This is a genomic window from Polaromonas vacuolata (assembly GCF_012584515.1).
In the GTDB taxonomy this organism is placed as follows: domain Bacteria; phylum Pseudomonadota; class Gammaproteobacteria; order Burkholderiales; family Burkholderiaceae_C; genus Polaromonas; species Polaromonas vacuolata.
Genome location: NZ_CP051461.1, coordinates 1,313,439 through 1,333,815, shown reverse-complemented (window position 1 = coordinate 1,333,815; position 20,377 = coordinate 1,313,439). Strand labels below are relative to the sequence as shown.

Below are 20,377 nucleotides of genomic sequence, written 5' to 3'. Positions count from 1 at the left end.
TCATTAAGAGCCGGTTGACACCCGGCGGTTCTAGGTCAGGCGGGTATCCACATCCCGACGCTCTAGCGATAAATACTCTGCTGACTGCATCTCTTCTAATCGAGAAACCGTGCGCGGAAACTCATGCGCTAAAGGTCCACTGGTGTAGAGCTTGTCCGGCTCTACTTCAGCCGATAGTATGAGTTTGACACGTCGGTCGTAAAGCACGTCTATCAGCCAAGTAAAGCGCCTAGCTTCAGACGACATGCGCACTGGCATAGCCGGCACACCGCTGAGCAAAATAGTGTGAAATTGGCTAGCAATTTCAAGGTAATCGTTTTGTGAGCGCGGCCCGCCACACAACACTTTGAAATCAAACCAAACCACACCGCCGGCCTTGCGTCTCGCATCAATTAAGCGCGACTCAATGTGTAGCACTGGCTCCTCATCCGGCGACTCCGCCAAGCGTTTGAAAGCGTCCAGCATCTCAGTGTCGGCTTGAATCCCAAGTGGTGTGTGATAGAGCTTTAACAACTCTAGCGTGCGGCGACGGTAGTCTGTGCCGTTGTCAACGCTGAGCACAACTAAATGGGTATTGAGCAAGTCAATCGCCGGCAAAATTCGGTCACGGTGCATGCCGCCCGGGTAGAGGCCGTCGGGCTGAAAATTAGACGTGGTCACAAAACCCACACCGTTGTCGAACAAGGCGGCGAGCAAGCGGTGCAAAATCATGGCATCGGTGATGTCGGCCACATGAAACTCGTCAAAGCAAATCAGGCGATAACGTTTGGCAATGCGCTTACCAAGCTCATCTAGGGGATTGACCGTGCCTTGCAACTCACGCAGTTCACGATGCACTTCCCGCATAAATTCGTGAAAATGCAAACGGGTTTTACGCTTGAGTGGGACGGCGTTGTAAAAACAATCCATCAAAAAACTCTTGCCGCGTCCAACGCCACCAAACATGTAAACGCCACGCGGAATCGCGGGACGGTTAATCAGCTTTTTAAATGCGTTAGAGCGCTGCTCGCGAAACGCAGCCCATTGGCTGGCGCAACGCTCTAGCTCAGCGACCGCGCGCAGCTGCGCCGGGTCGCTGACGTAGCCACGAATCGTTAGTTCGGCAGCATAAGCGGCATGAACTGTCTGCCTCAACGGGCCTCACCTTGATACTTCACAGACACGGCAAACCTTAGAAATTCAGCGTGCGTTTGTCGATCGCCAAGGCCGCTTCTTTGGTCGCTTCGCTCAGGGATGGATGGGCGTGACAGATACGCGCTATGTCTTCACTGCTGGCTCTGAATTCCATCGCTACTACGCATTCAGCAATCAGCTCGCTGGCCATTGGGCCGACGATGTGAACGCCCAAAATCTCGTCAGTCACCGCATCAGCGAGCATCTTGACCATACCGGTGGTGTCACCCATAGCACGTGCTCGGCCGTTGGCCAAAAACGGGAAAGTACCGGCTTTATAAGCACGACCTTCGGCTTTTAACTGCTCTTCGGTCTGACCCACCCATGCGATTTCTGGGTTGGTGTAGATCACCCACGGAATGGTGTTGAAATTGACGTGACCGTGTTGGCCGGCAATACGTTCAGCGACGGCAACGCCCTCTTCTTCAGCCTTGTGTGCCAGCATTGGACCGCGCACCACGTCCCCAATCGCCCAAACATTGGCGAGATTGGTTTTGCAGTCGCCATCGACCACGATAGCACCGCGCTCGTCGAGTGACAGGCCCACCGCTTCAGGCGTCAAGCCCACGGTATTGGCGACACGGCCAATCGAGACAATCAGTTTGTCAACTTCCAGACTGAGTGATTCGCCTTTGGCATTGACGTAAGCGACCGACACGCCAGTCTTGGAAGACTTAATTTCGCCGACGGTTGCACCCAGCTCAATTTTCAAGCCTTGCTTGACGAAAGCCTTGTGGGCTTCCTTGGCAATTTGTTGGTCGACCGCGCCCAGAAACACGGGTAGACCTTCAAGCACTGTGACTTCTGAGCCCAAACGGCGCCAGACTGAACCCATTTCCAGACCAATCACGCCAGAGCCAATCAGGCCTAAGCGCGCTGGTAATTTGGTCAAACGCAATGCGCCATCGTTAGACAAGATATTTTTCTCATCAAACTCTGCACCTTTGAGTTGACGTGCGCTAGAACCGGTGGCCACGATGATGTGTTTACCGGAGATAGTTTCCTCCTCCTTGGCGCCAGCGACTTTGATCTCATAGAGACCATCCTTGGCGGCGACAAAAGAGCCGCGACCGTGGAAAAAAGTGACCTTATTTTTCTTAAACAGGTATTGCACGCCATCGTTGTTTTGCTTCACAACAGTGTCTTTGCGGCTAATCATTTTGTCTAAGTCAACGCTCAAGCCTTTGACCTCAATGCCGTGGTCGGCAAAGTGGTGGCTAGCCATATCAAAATGCTCAGAAGACTGCAGCAAAGCTTTGGAAGGAATGCAGCCAACATTGGTGCAAGTACCACCCAGTGCAGGACCGCCTTTGGCGTTTTTCCACTCGTCTATGCAAGCGACATTAAAGCCTAACTGGGCCGCGCGAATAGCAGCAATATAGCCACCGGGGCCGCCGCCTATGACGACGACATCAAATTGTTTACTCATGAAAAATTGTCCTTAGATATCAAACAGCAGGCGCGATGGATCTTCCAACGCTTCCTTCATGGCCACCAGACCCAGCACGGCTTCGCGGCCGTCGATGATGCGGTGGTCATAGCTCAGTGCAAAGTAATTCATGGGTCTCACCACGACTTGGCCGTTTTCAACCACGGCGCGGTCCTTGGTCGCATGCACGCCAAGAATTGCTGACTGGGGTGGGTTGATGATGGGCGTCGACAGCATGGAGCCGAAGGTGCCGCCATTGCTAATCGAGAAAGTGCCGCCCGTCATCTCTTCAATGCCGAGTTTGCCGTCACGTGCTTTAGCGCCGTATTCGGCAATCTTCTTTTCGATTTCAGCAAAAGACATTTGGTCAGCATTACGCAAGATTGGCACGACCAAACCGCGCGGTGAACCGACGGCGATACCGATGTCAAAGTAACCGTGGTAGACGATGTCATTGCCGTCGATAGAGGCATTGATGAGCGGAAATTTCTTCAGCGCATGGACTGCCGCTTTGACGAAAAAGCTCATAAAGCCAAGCTTGACGCCATGCTCTTTTTCAAAGCGTTCTTGGAAGCGCTTACGCATTTCCATCACCGGGGCCATATTCACTTCGTTGAAAGTGGTCAAGATAGCGTTGGTGGATTGGGACTGCAGCAAACGCTCAGCGATACGCGCACGCAGACGACTCATAGGCACGCGTTGCTCTGGGCGGTTGCCCAAGTCATCGGGCTTTTTAGAGGCTGCGACTTGCGGCAACAAAGCCACTGGTGCGGCCGCAGCCGGCATGGCACTGGCAGTGACCAGTTTGGTCGCGCTAGGCGCGGCCAACACATCACCCTTGGTGACACGGCCATCTTTACCGGTGCCGGGGACCGAGCCAGCAGGCATATTGCCGTCGGCCATCAACTTGGCAGCCGAAGGCATAGGCACGCCAGCCATGGCGCCGCCATTGGCCGCAGGTGCGCTGGTGGAAGCGCTTGCAGGTGCGGCGGCGGGTGCAGCAGCCGGTGCTGCTGGAGCTGCTGCAGGCGCAGTCACACCGGCTGTCGCCTCGGTATCGATACGCGCAATCAACTGCTCGGCAATCACGGTTCCACCATCAGCAACCAGTATTTCAATCAGCACGCCAGCTGAGGGTGCGGGAACTTCCAACACCACCTTGTCGGTTTCGATTTCAATCAGCGTTTCATCAATAGCGATTGCATCGCCGACTTTCTTCTTCCATTGCAGCATGGTGGCTTCAGCTACGGACTCGGACAATTGCGGGACTTTAACTTCAACGATGGCCATTTAATTCTTTCGTGTTCATTCTTGATGAGATGTTCTTAAGCAGGAATAGGCATGCGACCTTACTTGGTCAACATGAATCCTTTGAGCTTGGCAAACGCGCCTTCAACCAGTGCTTTTTGCTGCTCTTGGTGTAGGTGCGAATAACCGACTGCCGGCGAGGCGGATGCCGCTCGGCCGGAGTAACCCAGCTTCTGACCCACAAACATGCTTTCGTGAATGTAGTGCTGCACGAAGAACCAAGCGCCTTGGTTTTGTGGCTCGTCTTGACACCAAACAAGATCGGTGACGTTCGGATATTTTTTGAGCTCAGCGGCAAACGCTTTATGTGGGAAGGGATAGAGCTGCTCAACGCGCAGCAAAACCACATCTTCAATCTCTTTTTCAGCGCGCTTTTTAACCAAGTCGTAGTAAACCTTGCCGGAGCAAGCCACCACCCGTTTGACCTTGTCAGCCTTTTTGATGATGGCTTCGTCGTTCTCTGGAATCACGGTCTGGAAGCTGCCATTGGTGAATTCGGACAGCGGCGAAGTCGCATCCTTGTTACGTAGCAGCGACTTAGGCGTCATGATAATCAGCGGCTTGCGCAGATGACGCACTTGCTGACGGCGCAACACGTGGAAAATCTGGCTGGCAGTAGTCGGTTGCACCACTTGCATATTGGTGTCTGCAGACAACTGCATGAAGCGCTCTAAACGTGCCGAGCTGTGCTCAGGACCCTGGCCTTCATAGCCGTGCGGCAGCATCAAGGTAATCCCGTTGACACGGCCCCACTTGACTTCACCAGAGGCAATGAACTGGTCGATCACGACTTGTGCGCCATTGGCGAAATCACCGAACTGGGCTTCCCAAATGACCAAGGTGTTGGGGTCATTCGACGCATAACCGTATTCGAAGGCCAGCACCGCTTCTTCGGACAATATCGAATCGATGACGACGAAAGGCGCTTGCTTGTCGGTGACATTTTGCAGCGGCACATAAGTGCCAGTGTCAAACTTCTCACGATTTTGGTCATGAATGACGGCGTGACGGTGGGTAAAGGTACCGCGGCCGCAATCTTCGCCAGACAGACGCACGGGGTAGCCACTGGCCACAAGTGAGGCAAAAGCCATGTGCTCGCCCATGCCCCAATCGACCGGAATCTCACCGCGGCCCATGGCTGCGCGGTCGTCATAAACCTTCTTAACTAAGTTGTGCGGGGTGACACTGGCAGGAATGGTGGTGATGGCTTCAGCCAAACGCTTCCACTCAGACATCGGAACCGAAGTATCACCAGCATCAGTCCACTTTTTACCAATATAAGGTGACCAGTCGACCGCGTAATTGCTCTTAAAGTTAGTCAGCACCGGATCGAAAGTGCTTTTGCCAGCGTCCAAAGCGGCGCGCGTCGCTTTGACCATGTCGTCACCCAGCGTCTCACCGAAACCTTGAGCGGTGAGCTTGTCGGCGTAAAGCTTGCGGGTGCCTGGATGCTGGGCAATTTTTTTATACATCAACGGCTGGGTCAGCGCTGGTGTGTCCTGCTCGTTGTGTCCGAGCTTGCGGAAACAAATGATGTCAACCACCACGTCTTTTTGGAATTCCATGCGGAACTCAAGTGCCAACTGCGTCGCCAACACCACCGCTTCAGGGTCGTCGCCGTTCACGTGTAGCACCGGTGCCTCAATCATCTTGACGACGTCGGTGCAGTAAAGCGTTGAGCGACTATCGCGCGGATCGCTGGTGGTAAAGCCAATTTGATTGTTAATCACGATATGCACCGTGCCGCCAGTGAAGTAGCCACGGGTCTCAGCCAAAGCCAAGGTTTCCATCACCACGCCTTGACCAGCGAAGGCGGCATCACCATGAACCAGCACAGGCAAGACCTGCAAACCTTTAGGGTCAGCGCGTCTGTCCATGCGGGCGCGTACCGAGCCTTCAACCACTGGGTTGACGATCTCAAGGTGGGACGGGTTAAAGGCCAGCGACAAGTGAACCGGGCCGCCTGGGGTGGAGACGTCAGAGCTAAAACCTTGGTGATATTTAACGTCACCACTTGGCAAATTTTCTGGGGCCGTGTGATCGAACTCAGCAAACAAATCGGCCGGTACTTTACCCAGCGAATTGACCAGCACATTGAGGCGGCCACGGTGAGCCATACCGATGACAATTTCCTGCACGCCGACTTCGCCGCCGCGTTGAATGAGTTCATCCATGCTGGCGATAAAGCTCTCACTGCCTTCGAGCGAGAAGCGCTTTTGGCCCACATATTTGGTGTGCAAAAAGCGCTCTAGGCCTTCGGCTGCACTCAAGCGGTCTAGCAAATGGATTTTCTTTTCTTTGCTCAGATTGGGTTTGCTGCGAATCGATTCGAGTTTTTGCTGCCACCAACGCTTTTGATTTTGGTCTGTGGCGTACATGTACTCAGCACCAATCGTGCCGCAATACGTCTCGCGCAAAGCATTCATCAGCTCACGCAGACTCATTGTGTCTTTGCCGAAGAAAGTGTTGCTGGTGTTGAACACGATTTCTTGGTCAGCATCACCAAAACCGTAGAAAGACGGATCTAGTTCAGGAATATTGTCACGCTCAGCGCGTTTAAGAGGATCGAGGTCTGCCCAACGTGCGCCGACGTTACGGTAAGCGGCAATTAGCTGCTGCACCGAGGTACGCTTGCGGCCCATTTCAGAATCAGCACCGCTGGCAACCACTACCTTGGTCTGTCCTAGCTTGGCACGCTCAGCAAAAGCATTGACGACGGGGAGATGTGGCACGTCTTTGGTGTCGCTACCATCAGATGCGGGTACATTTTGTAAGGCATCGAAGTATTCGCGCCAGCTGTCGGTCACGCTGCCGGGGTTGGCGAGGTAGTTTTCATACATCTCTTCAACATAAGGCGCATTGCCACCGAAGAGATAGGTATTGCCTTGATAGGCTGCATAGACCGACGATGTCGGGGCGTTTGAACTCATATCCGCTGACCTCCATTTCCCTTGGGGAAACATAAGTAGGCCACAACAGTTTTGAAAGCGTACTGTTATGACTGGTTGACTAACCTTCCGCGTCACGGCTTGACCGAATGGCGGATGCGACTGTGGCAGGAAGGGCCTTCAGAACTGAAGCGATTGTGCCACTGATCACCCGAAGAATTGAAATAAAGGACAAAACCAGACGACGAAAGAATCTACGTTGACCCAAAATTACCAGCAACGGCCTTGGATGTGATCACATATTTAGGCAGTTGGCTCGCCGCTATAAGTCATGCCGCTCACTCTGGACAGATCGCCTCGTCTTCAAACATCGTCTCAATCGTTTAATGACTTTTATCAGTAAAGCTAGCCAAGAAATAAGTGACTGCGGTCTGATTCATTAACTGATGACGCATGACGGCTTGACCTGCCAGCAGCGAGGTAACCCATCTAAAGCCGGGTGAGAAAGTAATTTTTGCGCCATCCACATCCGTTAACGCGACGAGCATGAGTTACTCCGAGTTGACGTTGAAGTTACCGCGTCCGTATAAGTAGTCGTCCGTATAAGTAGTCATCCGTCAAGGCCAAGGCTGGTTTAGAGTGGAAACAAGAGGCACGCCCGACTTTTTATTTGTCGTCACCATCCAAGTATCAGCAGCCAGCAAATCAAAACACTCTGGCAGCAAGCGATAGTTAAAACCGGCAACTCTGCCAAGCTTGACATCAAGATCCAGCACACCAAGAAATTTTCTGTGGCAGCAAGCCTTCGTGACTATGGTTTGGCCGCCGAGGTTTTTGACAGTAACCGGCTGCGACGGGCTGTCATGCGTGTGAGCGCACAAAGTCACACCAATACCGCTCAAGCGAGCAGCTATCTTCAAATCCGCGTCTATGCCGTTGTGGCTCAGTAGCACCACAACCTACACGCCTTGCTCACCAGCTTGGTTAACGCTTTGCTGCATCTCGAGTTGACGAATGCCAAAACCCCGATACGGCATTGCGCATACCGAGCTGGCTTATGGGAGTGAAGGAAAGCCTGGTCACTGATGACAGCGCGAGAGCGGCTCATCTCGCGCCGCTCAAAGGGTTTGAAAACCGGCTTAATAAAATCCTGCGATCAGACTTTAAGGCAGAACGCCGTCGTACTGTCTTGGTAAGCGTCACCACCGTCAAGCAGGAATGCGCCTAGTCGAGCAGTAATGCGCCGAATCAAGCGGCCTTAAGCTTTTAATCCAAGGCCGCATGGTGAACGAAACCGCCGACCTAGCGGTATTGGCGTATACGAAATCAAGATGAGTAAAAGCATGTGCTTTCGGTGTTTCGGATATTAAACCCGCAGCCTTGAGCAAATGCTTACCCACCCAAAGTGGCGATTGGTCACGCACAGTGCCCGCGCCTAAATTGCCCAGAAGTCTTAGAAAATAACACGGCATGTGTCATGCACTGAAATCAGCCACATGCGGCAATTACGCACTGTTGGTAAGCGACAAGTCAATTACTGCGTGTGCTTATGCATGAGCCACAGGCTTATGTCGCTAAAAAAAATATGGCAATACGGTCGCCAGCAGTTTAGAGAAATCCCGACGGTACATAGCATTCATTAAAAGCTTTGGCACTCCTGCGCTTTGACCATGAGTAGCCGACCACGCTCGTGCTTTCTAACGCGCTTGGGTCAACCACGACCGGGCAACTTACGGTAGTTATAAAGCTTGGCGCTTATCGAGCCATAAAACAACTTTGTCGTACACATTTGCTGGCAGCTGCAGCCATTAATCTCGTCGGGCCTGTCCGATCGAGTCAGGCTGCAGCCGTTTTTTACGATTTTCTTACCTCGACCCAGTTGCGTAAAAGCTTCTTCTAGGCTGGAAGGGAAAAGCAATATTGAAGCGAACAATTATTCAAACGGCGCTGAATGCTTTAGCACTCGCCGCTCGCCTCTCATTAAGCGATTAGCAGTTAGCAGTTAGCAGTTAGCCAGCAAAGCCGTTACGCACATCCGGCTGAGACGTCAAATCAGGCAACTTCTGCCGACGCACCCGCTGCTTGTCCAAACCATGACAGAAGGCACGGGAGAAATCATGCACACCACCGTCAGAACAAACATTTTTTTGAAAGCAAAAAGCAAGGCTCACAGCAACCCAGCCAATGCTTAAGCATGAAATTTAGCTATTAAGAATTCTGTCCGAATGCAACTTCACCGTGTCAATACGTTTTTGTATGCGCTTGGATGGGGCACTTTGCAGTCCCTAAAACGTTTTATTTACCTTGTTGCGCTCTAGTCGAAAGGCGTTGGTCAGATGAAACGTTACCTGGCTCGTCGATTTCAATCGCTATCTGCGTGCATACGCTGCGGCATAAAGCCATAGCTTTTTGACTTTGGACGCTGTAGATAACTTGAGCGCCGTCTTTGCGTCGATTGAGAATGCCGCTGCGGTACAGAACACCTAAATGCTGGGATAAATTGGGTTGAGTAGTTTCAATCTCATGGAGCAGTTCCGTCACCGACTTAGGCTGAGAAGACAGGGCATTGAGAATATGCAACCGCATGGGCGTTGACAGAACAGAAAACAGCTCTGCAGCGCGCTCAAAAATGTCTGCTTGATCGGCCGGTCTGGCCGAGAGAATTAACTTGCTCATTGTCAGATCCAATATGTAGCTGTTGATACATGTTAGCAAATAAATATGTCTTTTTTCGATCCACATGAATTCAATATTTAACTTAAACTTTTGCAGTATTTTTGTAAAAATGAATCCTTTTTAAGTAGGTTGAAAATATGAATTTACAAAGCGAATTGACAGTTACCAGTCGCCAGTCGCCAGTCGCGCAATCAGGTGATTACCGAAACAACATCTCGCAGTTGTTTATTACGTTTTATCGCCCGAATCAAATTGCGCTTGAATTGGTCAATAAAAATGCTTGCTCAGCACCCTACGCTTTTGCACAAAAAAAAGGCTTGTAGCCAAGGCCGCAAGCACTAAAAATAAAACTGCAAAATCTACTCAGCGAAAAAAGAGAACTAGAGATTTCTTTAGTCATTAAAAGTTTTTTAAGCTCGATAACTAATCACTATCATCACAAATTTTTACTGTGTTTTTGGTTCTTAATAAAATTTATTAAATCTAATTAAGAAGCCTGCGTAAAAAACAATTAGCGTCTAGTTCAGGTAAAAAACTTCCGTCCACAATCTTCATTTTTTAGATAATGACGATGGCTTCAAGTTGAGCGCTAACTGTTATGTTCAATTTATAAACTTCGCGGATTCAAGTCTGAAGTGCAACTTTGAAATTAACCGTACGGGTGGGTGAGATGTGAGAGCATCCAAGCTTCCCGACTACCAAGTCAAAGTTGCCCAGAATGATTTACACACACCTCACCCGTGACGAACGTTACCAGATTGCAATCCTCGTCAAAGCAAACTTCAATCAAAGTGAAATTGCAAAAATGATGGACCGTGATAAATCGAGCATCAGCCGTGAGTTGCGTCGTAACCGCGGTCTACGAGGCTATCGCCCTAAGCAGGCAAATGACAAAGCCCAAGAACGTAGACTTGCCTGCGCCAATAGTCCTAGAGTTGCTGACTCGACATGGGCTGTAGTGGAGGAAAAGTTGGCTGAGGCTTGGAGCCCCGAGCAAATCAGCGGCCACCTCGAAGCTAGCCACCAACCCGGTGTTAGCTATGAGAGCATTTACCAGTACATCTACGCTGACAAACGCGCGGGCGGCACCTTGCATAAAACACTGCGTTGCCAGAAGACGCGAAAAAAACGCAGCAGTGGCCGTGAACGGCGCGGCACCATCTCTCACCAGGTCTCAATAGAACTGCGACCCGACATCGTGCTTGAGCGTGCGCGCTTTGGCGACTGGGAGGCTGATCTGGTGATTGGTGCCGGGCAGAAGCAAGCACTAGTGACGATTAATGAGCGTGTCTCTCGCTATTCAATAATTTTCCACGTGCCATTCAAAACAGCGCAAGCCGTAGGGGACGCGTTAATCACTTTACTCAAACCGTTCGCTCATTGCGTGCACACTCTCACGACTGATAACGGCAAGGAATTTGCCCAGCATGAACGAATAGCTTCTGCGCTGAGTGCAGATTTCTTTTTCGCCCATCCATACGCCTCGTGGGAGCGTGGGGCGAACGAGAATATGAACGGTTTGATTCGCCAGTTTTTCCCAAAGGGGATGCGCTTTAATTGCATCACCGACGATGACATTGCTTTAGCGATGCACAGGCTCAATCATCGTCCTAGAAAATGTTTAGGGTATCGAACGCCGCATCAGGTTTTTATGGAACAGTTAGAGTCCTATCAGCATACGGTTGCACTTCAAGCTTGAATCCGCCCTTTAATTTCTGAGGCTAAAGCAGTCATTATCTTGAACGTCATTCAACGCATAAATCTCGACACCACGATCAGAAATTTAGGAGCTATCGCGCCCGCAACTAAGAGGCAGTACAACGATTGGCTTACCAAAAATATTATGAAGATTGAGTAGATCAAAAGTCAGGCAATTAAAAGCGCAATCCTCTTCTTTTTTCTCCAACGCGTTACAGGCTCTCTCGTCAATCGGCACCAAAGAGGCCGTACTGGTTTGCAGCCAAACCAAAGCTTGTATTCGATTAGTCACTCCAATCTTGGCGTAAAGAGTACTAAGTTGATTGCGCACGGTGTAGGTACTTTTTCCACGCTCCAGCGCAATTTTTCGATTACTCGCACCTGTGTGCAAAGCGTTCAAAAGATCAATCTCAATACTGCTCAAAGGTCTAGCAGTGGCCTTAGCTTTGAGCGTTTTGTCCACCTTCAAAATCTTCTGTTTTGCATTGGTTTGAGAATGTTTCGCGTTAGTTTGGTGCCGTGCGCCAACACTACTGGACAAAGAATTTTCTATAACTGAATCGCAGGCGAAGTGGCCGTGGCTGGGCGTAGTGATGTTCAGCATAAGTTTTACTTCGTATGATTTTTAATGGTTTAAAAGAAAGATACTTAAAACGGCTCAAGCTTTCTACGTGGCTTTGAAACGGGATTTGTGCTGACAAAGTCAGCCAAGCATGGGTGTTCTTGGCGTGACGACTATTACTCTCGGCGCTGTTGCTTCAATAAAAGCAAAGTGAAAATGCAGAAAAACGTCTCAAAACACAAACCAAAAATAGCTTCTCACTCCTGATTTGATAGCTCTTTATGGATTCGTCATAAAAAGCATTTGTTTTATTTATGTATTAATAAGAGACATACTTTACAGCATTCTTACTTATTACTCGCGCAAAATAAATGTAACAAAAATGACTATTTAGTATTTATATGGAACATTTCAACCAAATCAAGACGAATAAACAATGGTCATTACATGCCGCTGGCAATGATCTGGAGAAGTATTGGTTTGATCTATTAAGCGCTGTGCATCTAGCTCGAGTCAGCTGACAGGCTTGAAATGGCGAGCTGAAAATAGCACGCTTAAGCAGTAGGAAGTCAGTCTTAGCGATGCCTTAACGCTTAACGCTTAACGCTCAACACTTACCGAAAAGCCATAGCAATCAAACTAGTTGGCCTTAAGGACAACTTAGTCGCTTCAAGAATTTGATCGACACAAACTAAAAGAGTTGTCAGGACAAGACAACTCTTTTACCTACGCATACGTGTGTCTGCGAAAAAATTGAACTTAGAAAAGATCAAGCCTATAAGCCCAACATGCGGGCTCACAAGCTAAAAAAATTAAAGTCGACAGCACATCTTCTCTTGAGCTGAGGCCGACTACATAAGTCATGGCTTACAAAGGACTGTGAATATCGCAGACTTCGCCAGTTGCCGCCAACCCAGCCAAGACTTTGGCATCGGCTATGCCTAATCCAGCCTGCACCATCACACCATTTTTTACCGCCGTGAGTTGCGCCAAAATTGAAATAGCTATTTCCGCGGGTGTCTTGCTGCCGATATAAAGTCCAATCGGGCCATGCAGCTTAGCCAGTTGTTCAACCGTCATATCAAAGTGTTCCGCTAGACGCTCCCGCCGGCGCTGATTATTCAGGCGAGAGCCAATCGCTCCGACATAAAAAGCCTCAGACCGCAAAGCCTCCATCAATGCCAAGTCATCTAATTTTGGGTCATGCGTGAGTGCAATCACTGCTGAGCGGCTATCGAGATGCATCGCTATCACTTGATCGTCTGGCATGCTGGTAGACAGATCTACACCGGTCACACTCCAACTGGCTTGGTATTCTTCGCGCGGATCACAAACGGTCACAGCGTAATCCATGCCTTGGGCTATCTGTGCAACAAACCGCGACAGTTGCCCGGCGCCAATAATAAGTAAGCGCCACCGCGGACCATGCAGTGTCACTAATGCAGACTCAGAAACCTGCATTGACTCGCTCGGTATCGCGCCACTAAGCGTCACCACGCCAGTCTGCAGATCAAGCCGGCGCGCCACCAACTCACCAGCCGTCAGGCGATTCATCAGCGTACGAATTTGGCTGTCTCCAGTCAGTGGTTCTATCGCTAATTCTATGGTGCCGCCACAGGGCAAGCCAAAGCGGTGCGCTTCATCTGCGCTGATGCCGTACGTGACAATAGCTGGCAGCAAGCGAGTCAAACCTTCGCTGCGCGCCAAAGCGATCATGTCGTCCTCAATACAGCCGCCCGATACCGAGCCGACCACGCGACCATCCTCGCAGATCGCTAGCATTGAGCCCACCGGTCTTGGGCTAGAGCCCCAAGTCTTGAGAACGGTGACTAGCTCGCAGCGCAAACCTGAATCTAACCACTGAGCGCAGGTTTTAAGAACCTCTAAATCTATGTTGTCCATGCTAACAATTGCCTTAAATGGATGCGTAGGCTAGGCAGCAGACTATGCCTAGGCTTTGAATCAACGCTTTGAATCGACGTTTTGAATCGACGCTTGAAATTGAGGCGTTGAAAGCGCAATTAATTTCAAAAGCCGTCCCTCTAAAAAAACAGGCTCTGTCCCCATTTCACAGCGTTTAGCCGCAGACGGGGGACAGAGCCCAGCTAGTTATTTGAGGGGGAAACCCCCTTCTATCAAGCCTTGTCGATGTAATGATGAATTGGTAACTGACGCACGCGTTTACCAGTGGCGGTGAACAGTGCATTGGCAATGGCAGGTGCAACCAAGGCCGTGACCGGCTCGCCGATTCCACCAGGCGCTTCAGTGCTGGTCACCAAGGTGATGTCCATCTCCGGTGTTTCGTTCATACGCGGCACTGGATAGTCACCAAAGTTAGTCTGCTGAACGCGGCCAGCTGCCAGCGTGATTTCGTTGTTCAAGGCCGCTGTCATACCAAAGATAATGCTGGACTGAATCTGCGCCAACACAGTGTCAGGATTAATCATCATGCCAACGTCAGCCACCACAGTGACCTTGTGCACTGTGACACGGTTGTCTTTGACAGAGATCTCAACGATTTGCGCCATATAGCTGTTGTAGCCACTCATCAACGCCATACCGCGTGTGCGGCCGGCCGGTGCAGCAGTACCCCAACCCGCTTTTTCAGCAGCGAGCTTTAGCACATGCGCATAACGCGGCTGCTTAGCCAGCATGGACATACGAAACGCGTAAGGGTCTTGACCAGCGGCAGCAGCCATCTCGTCGACAAAGCTCTCGTTAGCAAACGCATTGATGGCATGGCTAACAGAACGCCAGTAACCCGCACGCAAACCGGTGTGATGAATAACCAAGTCGTAGCGGGTATTGGGTATGTCGTAACCGACCACCGCAGCTTCGGTCATGAAATCATCAACCGTATCTTTTGGCAGACCAAAAGCGCGCTGAGTAATCGACTGTGAAGTCAAGCGGAAATCAAACGCCACGGGTTTGCCGTCTGGGCCAATCGCAGCGAGCAATTGATTGACCGCCATCGGGCGATAAAAGTCATGCGCTGTATCGTCCTCGCGACTCCACAGCATTTTGACTGGACGGCCAACAGCCTTGGATATTTGCGCCGCTTGAACAATGAAGTCAACTTCCAAACGACGACCAAAGCCACCACCCAAAAAGGTGGTTTTAACTGTCACGTCTTCTGGCTTAATGCCGAGTGCTGCAGCCACACCACCAACAGCGCCGGTCTGGAACTGAGTCGGGCCAATCAGCATGCATTTGCCATTTTTAAAGTCGGCGGTAAAGTTTTGCGGCTCCATGGTGGCATGAGCCAGCAGTTGCGAGACGTACTCGGCCTTGATGATTTTTGTAGCGCCCTTCATGGCTTCAGATACATCACCTTTAGGGGCAACGATGGAAAGCGCTTTGCCAGTGATGGAGGCGTTGCGTATGCCTGCAAGCATGTTCTCGTGCGTCGTGTTCACCAGAGCGCCCTCGTCCCACACAATAGTCACCGCTTGGCGCGCCTTGTAAGCCTGCCAGTAGCTTTCAGCCACCACAGCAATACCGTCAGGAATTTGCACCACGGCAATAACGCCTGGCATGGTCTTAGCTTTGGCCGCGTCAAAACTCTTGACCTTGCCGCCAATCACTGCGCACTGCTGCAAGCTGGCGTAAACCATGCCCGGTAGCTTTACGTCTATACCAAATTCAGCCGTTCCGTTGACCTTGGACGGGGTGTCCAGACGCGGCGTTGCCTTGCCGATAAGGGTGAAGTCTTTAGGGTCTTTGAGCACTACTTTTGTCGGCACTGGCAGCTTGGAAGCAGCGGCAGCAAGTGAGCCGTAACTGGCTTTTTGACCTTTGGGGCCTAGCACCATGCCGTCTTCTGCACGCAATGTAGAAGCATCTACCTTCCACTGGGCAGCGGCAGCAGAAATCAGCATCATGCGGACCTGAGCGCCAGCCGTGCGCAGTGGCACCCAAGCGTCGCGGGTGGAGGTTGATCCACCCGTAATTTGCGCGCCCAACAAGGCGTTGGTGTAGACCTTGTTGGCCGGTGCTACCTCGACCTTGATTTTGCGAATATCGACTTGCAATTCTTCTGCAATCAACATCGGCATAGCGGTGTAGACGCCTTGGCCCATTTCTGAGCGTGCAGTTAACAGCGTGATGACGTTGTCATCAGTAATGCGCACCCATGCATTGGGCGCGTGGCTCGCGCTTGCTGTTCCTGCCGCCTGACTAATCAGTGGCATGCCAACGGCAAAACCTAGCATCAAACTGCCCGATACGGCACCCGTGCTGGCTAAAAAGTTACGGCGGTTCAGACCTGTGGATTTATGGTTGTCTTGCATGATGTGTCCTTCAGGCTTTACGCATTGTGGAAGCGGCATCCTTGATGGCGGCCTTGATACGCGGATAGGTTCCGCAGCGGCAGATATTGCCGCTCATGGCTGAGTCGATCTCAGCATCGCTTGGATTTTTATTGCTGCTTAAAAGTGCTGCTGCGCTCATTAGCTGGCCGGACTGGCAGTAACCACATTGCGGCACATCGTGCTTAATCCACGCCACTTGTAAAGGGTGGGAATTATCCTGAGAAAGGCTCTCAATAGTGGTTATCTTCTTACCTAGGGCAACTGACAACGGCGTAACACACGAGCGAATAGGCACGCCATCCATGTGCACGGTGCAAGCACCGCAGAGCGCAACACCACAGCCGAACTTGGTACCCGTCATACCGATTTCATCGCGAATAACCCACAGCAAGGGCGTATCGGTTTCGGCTTTGACGTTTAGCAAACGGCCGTTGAGATTGAGTTGGGTGGTCATGGGTTTTATCCTTTTTTTGATTTAGTCGGGTTACGTCACGGCCAGGCCGCCGTATATCGAGAAATTTATTTCGCACCAGATGGCAAATGAGTTTGCATGAGCTCAAGCGCAAAACGAGTATCAAATAGATTGTGGAGTACTAACCAACACAAGCTCTAGCGTAAAACCCTAAGACCTTGGTTATTTTCAAACCGAAAATTTATATGCACACGTATCAATTAAGCATTAGGCAAATCGGATAATTAATTAAAATTGATCTGAAAAAATTGGTTTCAAACTTTTTTTACTTAAAACTAGTTATTTTTAACTATACAAACCTGCTTGAATTAAAATTTTTTACCTTGAATATAAATTCAAAAATACATAGCCCATTGCAATCAAATTCATAAAAAAAACGAAACAAGAGACGGGAAAAATTCTTTTGATACGCTTTTTACATAAAAAATACATCCTAGACTTGGTCCTAATCAAAGAAAAGCTGACCGACATCTTGGGATTTCAAACAAGAATATTTCGCTTTTCTCAAGTTGTAATTTGTTTTTAAATTTAAATTTTCCTCCATCGAAAATGTGGCCGGCATCTTTTTTGCACCTTGTTCCTGACCTTAACAAGACGAAAAACCAAGCCTAAAGTAAAAAGTGCTGATGAGTATTAACCCATCAGCACTTAATTAAATCAGCGAATTGGCGGGTCAGTGGTTCAACGCACGGCTAATTTGCGCCAGACTTGTCGGGTCATCAAGCATGGTCAAGTCCCCCGCATCCCGCCCCTCACACACCGCCTGAATAGCCCGACGCAGCATCTTGCCGCTGCGCGTCTTGGGCAAAGCTGTGACGAACAATACGCGAGACGGCCTTGCGACTGCGCCCAGGTCGCCGTCGACCCGCTTCATGATTTCGCCCGCCATCTTCAAAGCGTTGGCGCTGTCCGCCGCCAAAGACGTGTCTCTCAACACCACAAAAGCCATAGCCGCCTGACCCTTGAGCGCATCGGCCACACCGACCACCGCAACTTCAGCAACCTGCGCATGGCCAGAAATACTTTCTTCTATCTCTCGCGTGCCCAATCGATGGCCCGCGACATTGATGACGTCGTCAGTACGACCCAGAATAAAATAGTAACCGTCATCATCGCGAATGCCCCAGTCAAAAGTGTTGTAGACCATTTTTCCGGGGATGCTGGTCCAATAGGTTTTGACAAACCGTGCATCGTCTTTCCAGACGGTTTGCATGAATCCAGGCGGCGTCGGTCCTTCGACCACGACCACACCTTTTTGATTCGGCGCAGTCAATTCCTCACCCGTGACTTCATGCAATAACTTGACCCGGTAACCATACATAGGCACACCAGGACTGCCAAACTTACTCTGCATAGGCGTCACGCCATTGGCCACTGTCAGCAAAGGCCAACCGGTCTCAGTCTGCCAGTAGTTATCGATGATGGGCACTTTTAAGCCTTCACTAATCCAGCGTGCGGTCGGCTCATCAAGTGGCTCACCAGCTAAAAATAAGGCACGTAGGCTGCTTAAATCGTATTTAGAAAGTAGTGCGGGATCTTGTTTTTTCAGCACCCGCACCGCTGTCGGTGCGCTAAACATGATGCTAACTTTGTATTTCTCAACCAGACTCCACCAAACGCCGCCATCCGGTTTTCCGTCCATGCCTTGGGTTGGCAAACCTTCATACATGATGGTCGCCATACCGGCGAGTAACGGGCCATAAATAATGTAGCTGTGACCCACGACCCAGCCGATATCGCTGGTGGCAAAAAATGTTTCGCCCGCGTGACCATCAAAGATATGCTTCATGCTCGCCGTCAGTGCTACGGTATAGCCGCCGGTGTCGCGCTGCACCCCCTTGGGTTTGCCGGTGGTGCCGCTGGTGTAAATCGTGTAGCTAATGGCACTGGAGTCCAGCCACACGCAGGGCACATCGGCAGTCAGGTTTTGTTCACGCATCTCATGCCATAAATGATCGCGCCCCGCGAGCAAGGTCATGGGCGCAAGACCACGGTCAACCAGCAAAACCGCTGCGGGCTTGTGGCTTGACAGACGTATGGCCTCGTCTAGCAGCGGCTTATAAGCCGTGACCTTGCCGCTACGCGAACCAGCGTCGGCACTGACAATCGCTTTGGGCTCCGCATCTTCAATGCGGGTTGCCAACGAGCCACTGGCAAAGCCGCCAAACACCACCACATGAATCGCACCGATACGCGCGCAGGCCAGCATGGCAAAGGCAGCTTCTGCCAACATGGGCATGTAAATCAAAACTCTGTCGCCCTGCCCTACACCCAAGGCCAGCAAACTCGCTGCCATACGAACGACTTCGACATGGAGTTCACGAAAGCTATAGGTTTTTTCAACACCGGTCTCGCTAGAGATATGAATTAATGCGGCCCGGTCAGCACCGTCTGTTAAATGGCGGTCCACTGCGTTGTGGCAAAGATTAGTTTGCCCACCTTCAAACCACTGAACAAAGGGCGGATTGTCGTAGTTGCAAACGCGGTCAAAAGGACGTTTCCATTCAATGAGTTTTGCTTGCTCGGTCCAAAAAGCATCGGGCTGATCAATAGACTGGCGGTAAAAGTCGGCGTACGTCTCAAGGTTAGTCATAGTCGGGTATCACTTATTTTTTAAAATTTTTATGGGTTTTAGAGTTTGACGATGACACGCCCGCGTATTTTTCCGGCCATAAGTTCATGCGCTTTTTCTACTGTTTGGTTTAGCGTGACCTGCTGAACCATAGATTCAAGTTTGGCCGGATCAAGGTCTTGCGCCAAGCGTTCCCACGCCTGCTGGCGTAGAGCTAACGGCGCCATCACGCTGTCAATACCTACGAGCGTGACGCTGCGCAAAATAAACGGCATCACAGTGGCTACAAAGTCTGCGCCTTGTGCAAGACCGCAAGCCGCGACTACACCACCGTAGCGCATCTGCGCACAAGCATTGGCTAAGGTGTGTGAGCCAACGGCATCAACCACTCCCGCCCAACGCTCTTTTTGCAGGGGTTTACCCGGTGCTGATAAAACCGCACGGTCAATCACGCTGCTAGCGCCTAGTTGCATTAAATAGTCTGATTCATCGACTTTACCGGTTGCAGCCACTACCGTGAAACCAAGTTTTGATAACAAAGCCACCGCCACACTGCCCACGCCGCCAGTCGCCCCGGTAACCAAAATTTCACCATCACCAGGCTTAAGACCGTGGCGCTCCAGCGCCAACACACACAGCATGGCGGTGTAACCTGCCGTGCCAATCGCCATCGCTTGACGGGTTGTAAACGCCTCTGGCAAATGCACCAACCATTGGCCCTGAAGGCGTGCACGTTGACTCATCAAGCCCCAACGTGTCTCACCCAAGCCCCAACCGTTATGCACAAAGCGCTGACCGACTGACCAGTCGGGATGACTTGATTCGATGACCGTACCGGCGCCGTCAATGCCAGCCACCATGGGCCAGCTGCGCACAACCGGTGCTGCATTGGTGATGGCCAAACCATCCTTGTAGTTAAGCGTCGAGAACTCCACTTGCACCAGCGTATCGCCATCGGGCAGCTGGGATTCGTCGGTATCAAGAATTACGCTAGAAAAACCGGCGTCGTTTTTATTCAGTTGAAGTGATTTAAACAAGGTAGTAGCTTTCGTGATGCTGCATTTTTTGCAGTTAGTCATTGCCAAACAAGGGCGTAGTGCCATTTCGATTATGCGCACTGCACTGTCAGCGAACTGACAACACGTTTTTTAGTCTCAAAAACCCGAACGTCCCTAGACGCAAACACGGCTGACACAGCAAGGATGAGACGCATCAAACCCATAAGCTCATAAAGTCAGGTCTTGCAATAGCCTTTTTAAAGCCATATAGAAACGCCAAATAAGAGTAGT

15 protein-coding genes are annotated in these 20,377 nt (G+C 50.7%); 2 read left to right on the top strand and 13 right to left on the bottom strand.

The window, feature by feature from the left end; all coding sequences use genetic code 11:
• Nucleotides 1–30: 30 nt before the first annotated feature.
• The 7 genes from zapE to HC248_RS06190 form a co-directional block, all read right to left on the bottom strand.
• Nucleotides 31–1,134, bottom strand: a complete 1,104-nt coding sequence (gene zapE, locus HC248_RS06220; RefSeq protein ID WP_168921748.1) for a cell division protein ZapE — start codon at nucleotides 1,132–1,134, stop codon at nucleotides 31–33.
• Nucleotides 1,135–1,171: 37 nt separating this feature from the next.
• Nucleotides 1,172–2,602, bottom strand: coding sequence for a dihydrolipoyl dehydrogenase (gene lpdA, locus HC248_RS06215; RefSeq protein WP_168921747.1), 1,431 nt, complete (start codon nucleotides 2,600–2,602; stop codon nucleotides 1,172–1,174).
• A 12-nt stretch (nucleotides 2,603–2,614) separates the two neighbouring features.
• Nucleotides 2,615–3,892 (bottom strand): 2-oxoglutarate dehydrogenase complex dihydrolipoyllysine-residue succinyltransferase, encoded by a 1,278-nt coding sequence (gene odhB / locus HC248_RS06210; RefSeq protein WP_168921746.1) that lies wholly within the window; start codon nucleotides 3,890–3,892, stop codon nucleotides 2,615–2,617.
• A 59-nt stretch (nucleotides 3,893–3,951) separates the two neighbouring features.
• The gene (locus HC248_RS06205; protein WP_168921745.1) at nucleotides 3,952–6,840 is read right to left on the bottom strand and encodes a 2-oxoglutarate dehydrogenase E1 component; all 2,889 of its coding nucleotides are present in this window, start codon (nucleotides 6,838–6,840) and stop codon (nucleotides 3,952–3,954) included.
• Nucleotides 6,841–7,181: 341 nt separating this feature from the next.
• Nucleotides 7,182–7,346 carry a hypothetical protein gene (locus HC248_RS06200; protein WP_168921744.1) on the bottom strand — a complete coding sequence of 55 codons (165 nt, stop codon included), beginning with the start codon at nucleotides 7,344–7,346 and terminating at the stop codon, nucleotides 7,182–7,184.
• 69 nt (nucleotides 7,347–7,415) lie between these two features.
• Entirely contained in the window at nucleotides 7,416–7,754 is a 339-nt protein-coding gene (locus HC248_RS06195; protein ID WP_168921743.1) for a hypothetical protein, read from the bottom strand.
• A gap of 1,339 nt (nucleotides 7,755–9,093) precedes the next feature.
• Nucleotides 9,094–9,474, bottom strand: coding sequence for an ArsR/SmtB family transcription factor (locus HC248_RS06190; RefSeq protein WP_168921742.1), 381 nt, complete (start codon nucleotides 9,472–9,474; stop codon nucleotides 9,094–9,096).
• Between the two features lie 137 nt (nucleotides 9,475–9,611).
• Here HC248_RS06190 and HC248_RS06185 point away from each other — a divergent pair, with 137 nt between their 5' ends.
• On the top strand, nucleotides 9,612–9,797 hold the full coding sequence (locus HC248_RS06185) for a hypothetical protein (RefSeq protein ID WP_168921741.1): 186 nt from the start codon (nucleotides 9,612–9,614) through the stop codon (nucleotides 9,795–9,797).
• Nucleotides 9,798–10,192: 395 nt separating this feature from the next.
• Nucleotides 10,193–11,173: an IS30 family transposase gene (locus HC248_RS06180; protein WP_168920864.1), complete on the top strand. Its 981-nt coding sequence runs from the start codon at nucleotides 10,193–10,195 to the stop codon at nucleotides 11,171–11,173.
• Nucleotides 11,174–11,257: 84 nt separating this feature from the next.
• Here HC248_RS06180 and HC248_RS06175 read toward each other — a convergent pair whose 3' ends face one another.
• The 6 genes from HC248_RS06175 to acuI form a co-directional block, all read right to left on the bottom strand.
• The gene (locus tag HC248_RS06175) at nucleotides 11,258–11,776 is read right to left on the bottom strand and encodes a response regulator transcription factor (RefSeq protein ID WP_168921740.1); all 519 of its coding nucleotides are present in this window, start codon (nucleotides 11,774–11,776) and stop codon (nucleotides 11,258–11,260) included.
• Between the two features lie 825 nt (nucleotides 11,777–12,601).
• Entirely contained in the window at nucleotides 12,602–13,636 is a 1,035-nt protein-coding gene (locus HC248_RS06170) for an XdhC family protein (RefSeq protein ID WP_168921739.1), read from the bottom strand.
• Nucleotides 13,637–13,869: 233 nt separating this feature from the next.
• Complete coding sequence (locus HC248_RS06165; protein WP_168921738.1) at nucleotides 13,870–16,023, bottom strand: xanthine dehydrogenase family protein molybdopterin-binding subunit; 2,154 nt, start codon at nucleotides 16,021–16,023, stop codon at nucleotides 13,870–13,872.
• A gap of 10 nt (nucleotides 16,024–16,033) precedes the next feature.
• Nucleotides 16,034–16,498, bottom strand: a complete 465-nt coding sequence (locus tag HC248_RS06160; protein ID WP_168921737.1) for a (2Fe-2S)-binding protein — start codon at nucleotides 16,496–16,498, stop codon at nucleotides 16,034–16,036.
• 691 nt (nucleotides 16,499–17,189) lie between these two features.
• The gene (locus HC248_RS06155) at nucleotides 17,190–19,109 is read right to left on the bottom strand and encodes a propionate--CoA ligase (protein WP_168921736.1); all 1,920 of its coding nucleotides are present in this window, start codon (nucleotides 19,107–19,109) and stop codon (nucleotides 17,190–17,192) included.
• A gap of 38 nt (nucleotides 19,110–19,147) precedes the next feature.
• Nucleotides 19,148–20,167 (bottom strand): acrylyl-CoA reductase (NADPH), encoded by a 1,020-nt coding sequence (acuI, locus tag HC248_RS06150; RefSeq protein WP_202882454.1) that lies wholly within the window; start codon nucleotides 20,165–20,167, stop codon nucleotides 19,148–19,150.
• Nucleotides 20,168–20,377 lie beyond the last annotated feature (210 nt).

Coding starts and splice junctions, on each gene's coding strand:
- HC248_RS06155 (WP_168921736.1), bottom strand. CDS start 19,109: ATGACTAACCTTGAGACGTACGCCGACTTTTACCGCCAGTCTATTGAT.
- HC248_RS06160 (WP_168921737.1), bottom strand. CDS start 16,498: ATGACCACCCAACTCAATCTCAACGGCCGTTTGCTAAACGTCAAAGCC.
- HC248_RS06175 (WP_168921740.1), bottom strand. CDS start 11,776: ATGCTGAACATCACTACGCCCAGCCACGGCCACTTCGCCTGCGATTCA.
- HC248_RS06180 (WP_168920864.1), top strand. CDS start 10,193: ATGATTTACACACACCTCACCCGTGACGAACGTTACCAGATTGCAATC.
- HC248_RS06170 (WP_168921739.1), bottom strand. CDS start 13,636: ATGGACAACATAGATTTAGAGGTTCTTAAAACCTGCGCTCAGTGGTTA.
- HC248_RS06185 (WP_168921741.1), top strand. CDS start 9,612: ATGAATTTACAAAGCGAATTGACAGTTACCAGTCGCCAGTCGCCAGTC.
- acuI (WP_202882454.1), bottom strand. CDS start 20,167: ATGACTAACTGCAAAAAATGCAGCATCACGAAAGCTACTACCTTGTTT.
- HC248_RS06205 (WP_168921745.1), bottom strand. CDS start 6,840: ATGAGTTCAAACGCCCCGACATCGTCGGTCTATGCAGCCTATCAAGGC.
- HC248_RS06200 (WP_168921744.1), bottom strand. CDS start 7,346: ATGCTCGTCGCGTTAACGGATGTGGATGGCGCAAAAATTACTTTCTCA.
- HC248_RS06165 (WP_168921738.1), bottom strand. CDS start 16,023: ATGCAAGACAACCATAAATCCACAGGTCTGAACCGCCGTAACTTTTTA.
- odhB (WP_168921746.1), bottom strand. CDS start 3,892: ATGGCCATCGTTGAAGTTAAAGTCCCGCAATTGTCCGAGTCCGTAGCT.
- lpdA (WP_168921747.1), bottom strand. CDS start 2,602: ATGAGTAAACAATTTGATGTCGTCGTCATAGGCGGCGGCCCCGGTGGC.
- HC248_RS06190 (WP_168921742.1), bottom strand. CDS start 9,474: ATGAGCAAGTTAATTCTCTCGGCCAGACCGGCCGATCAAGCAGACATT.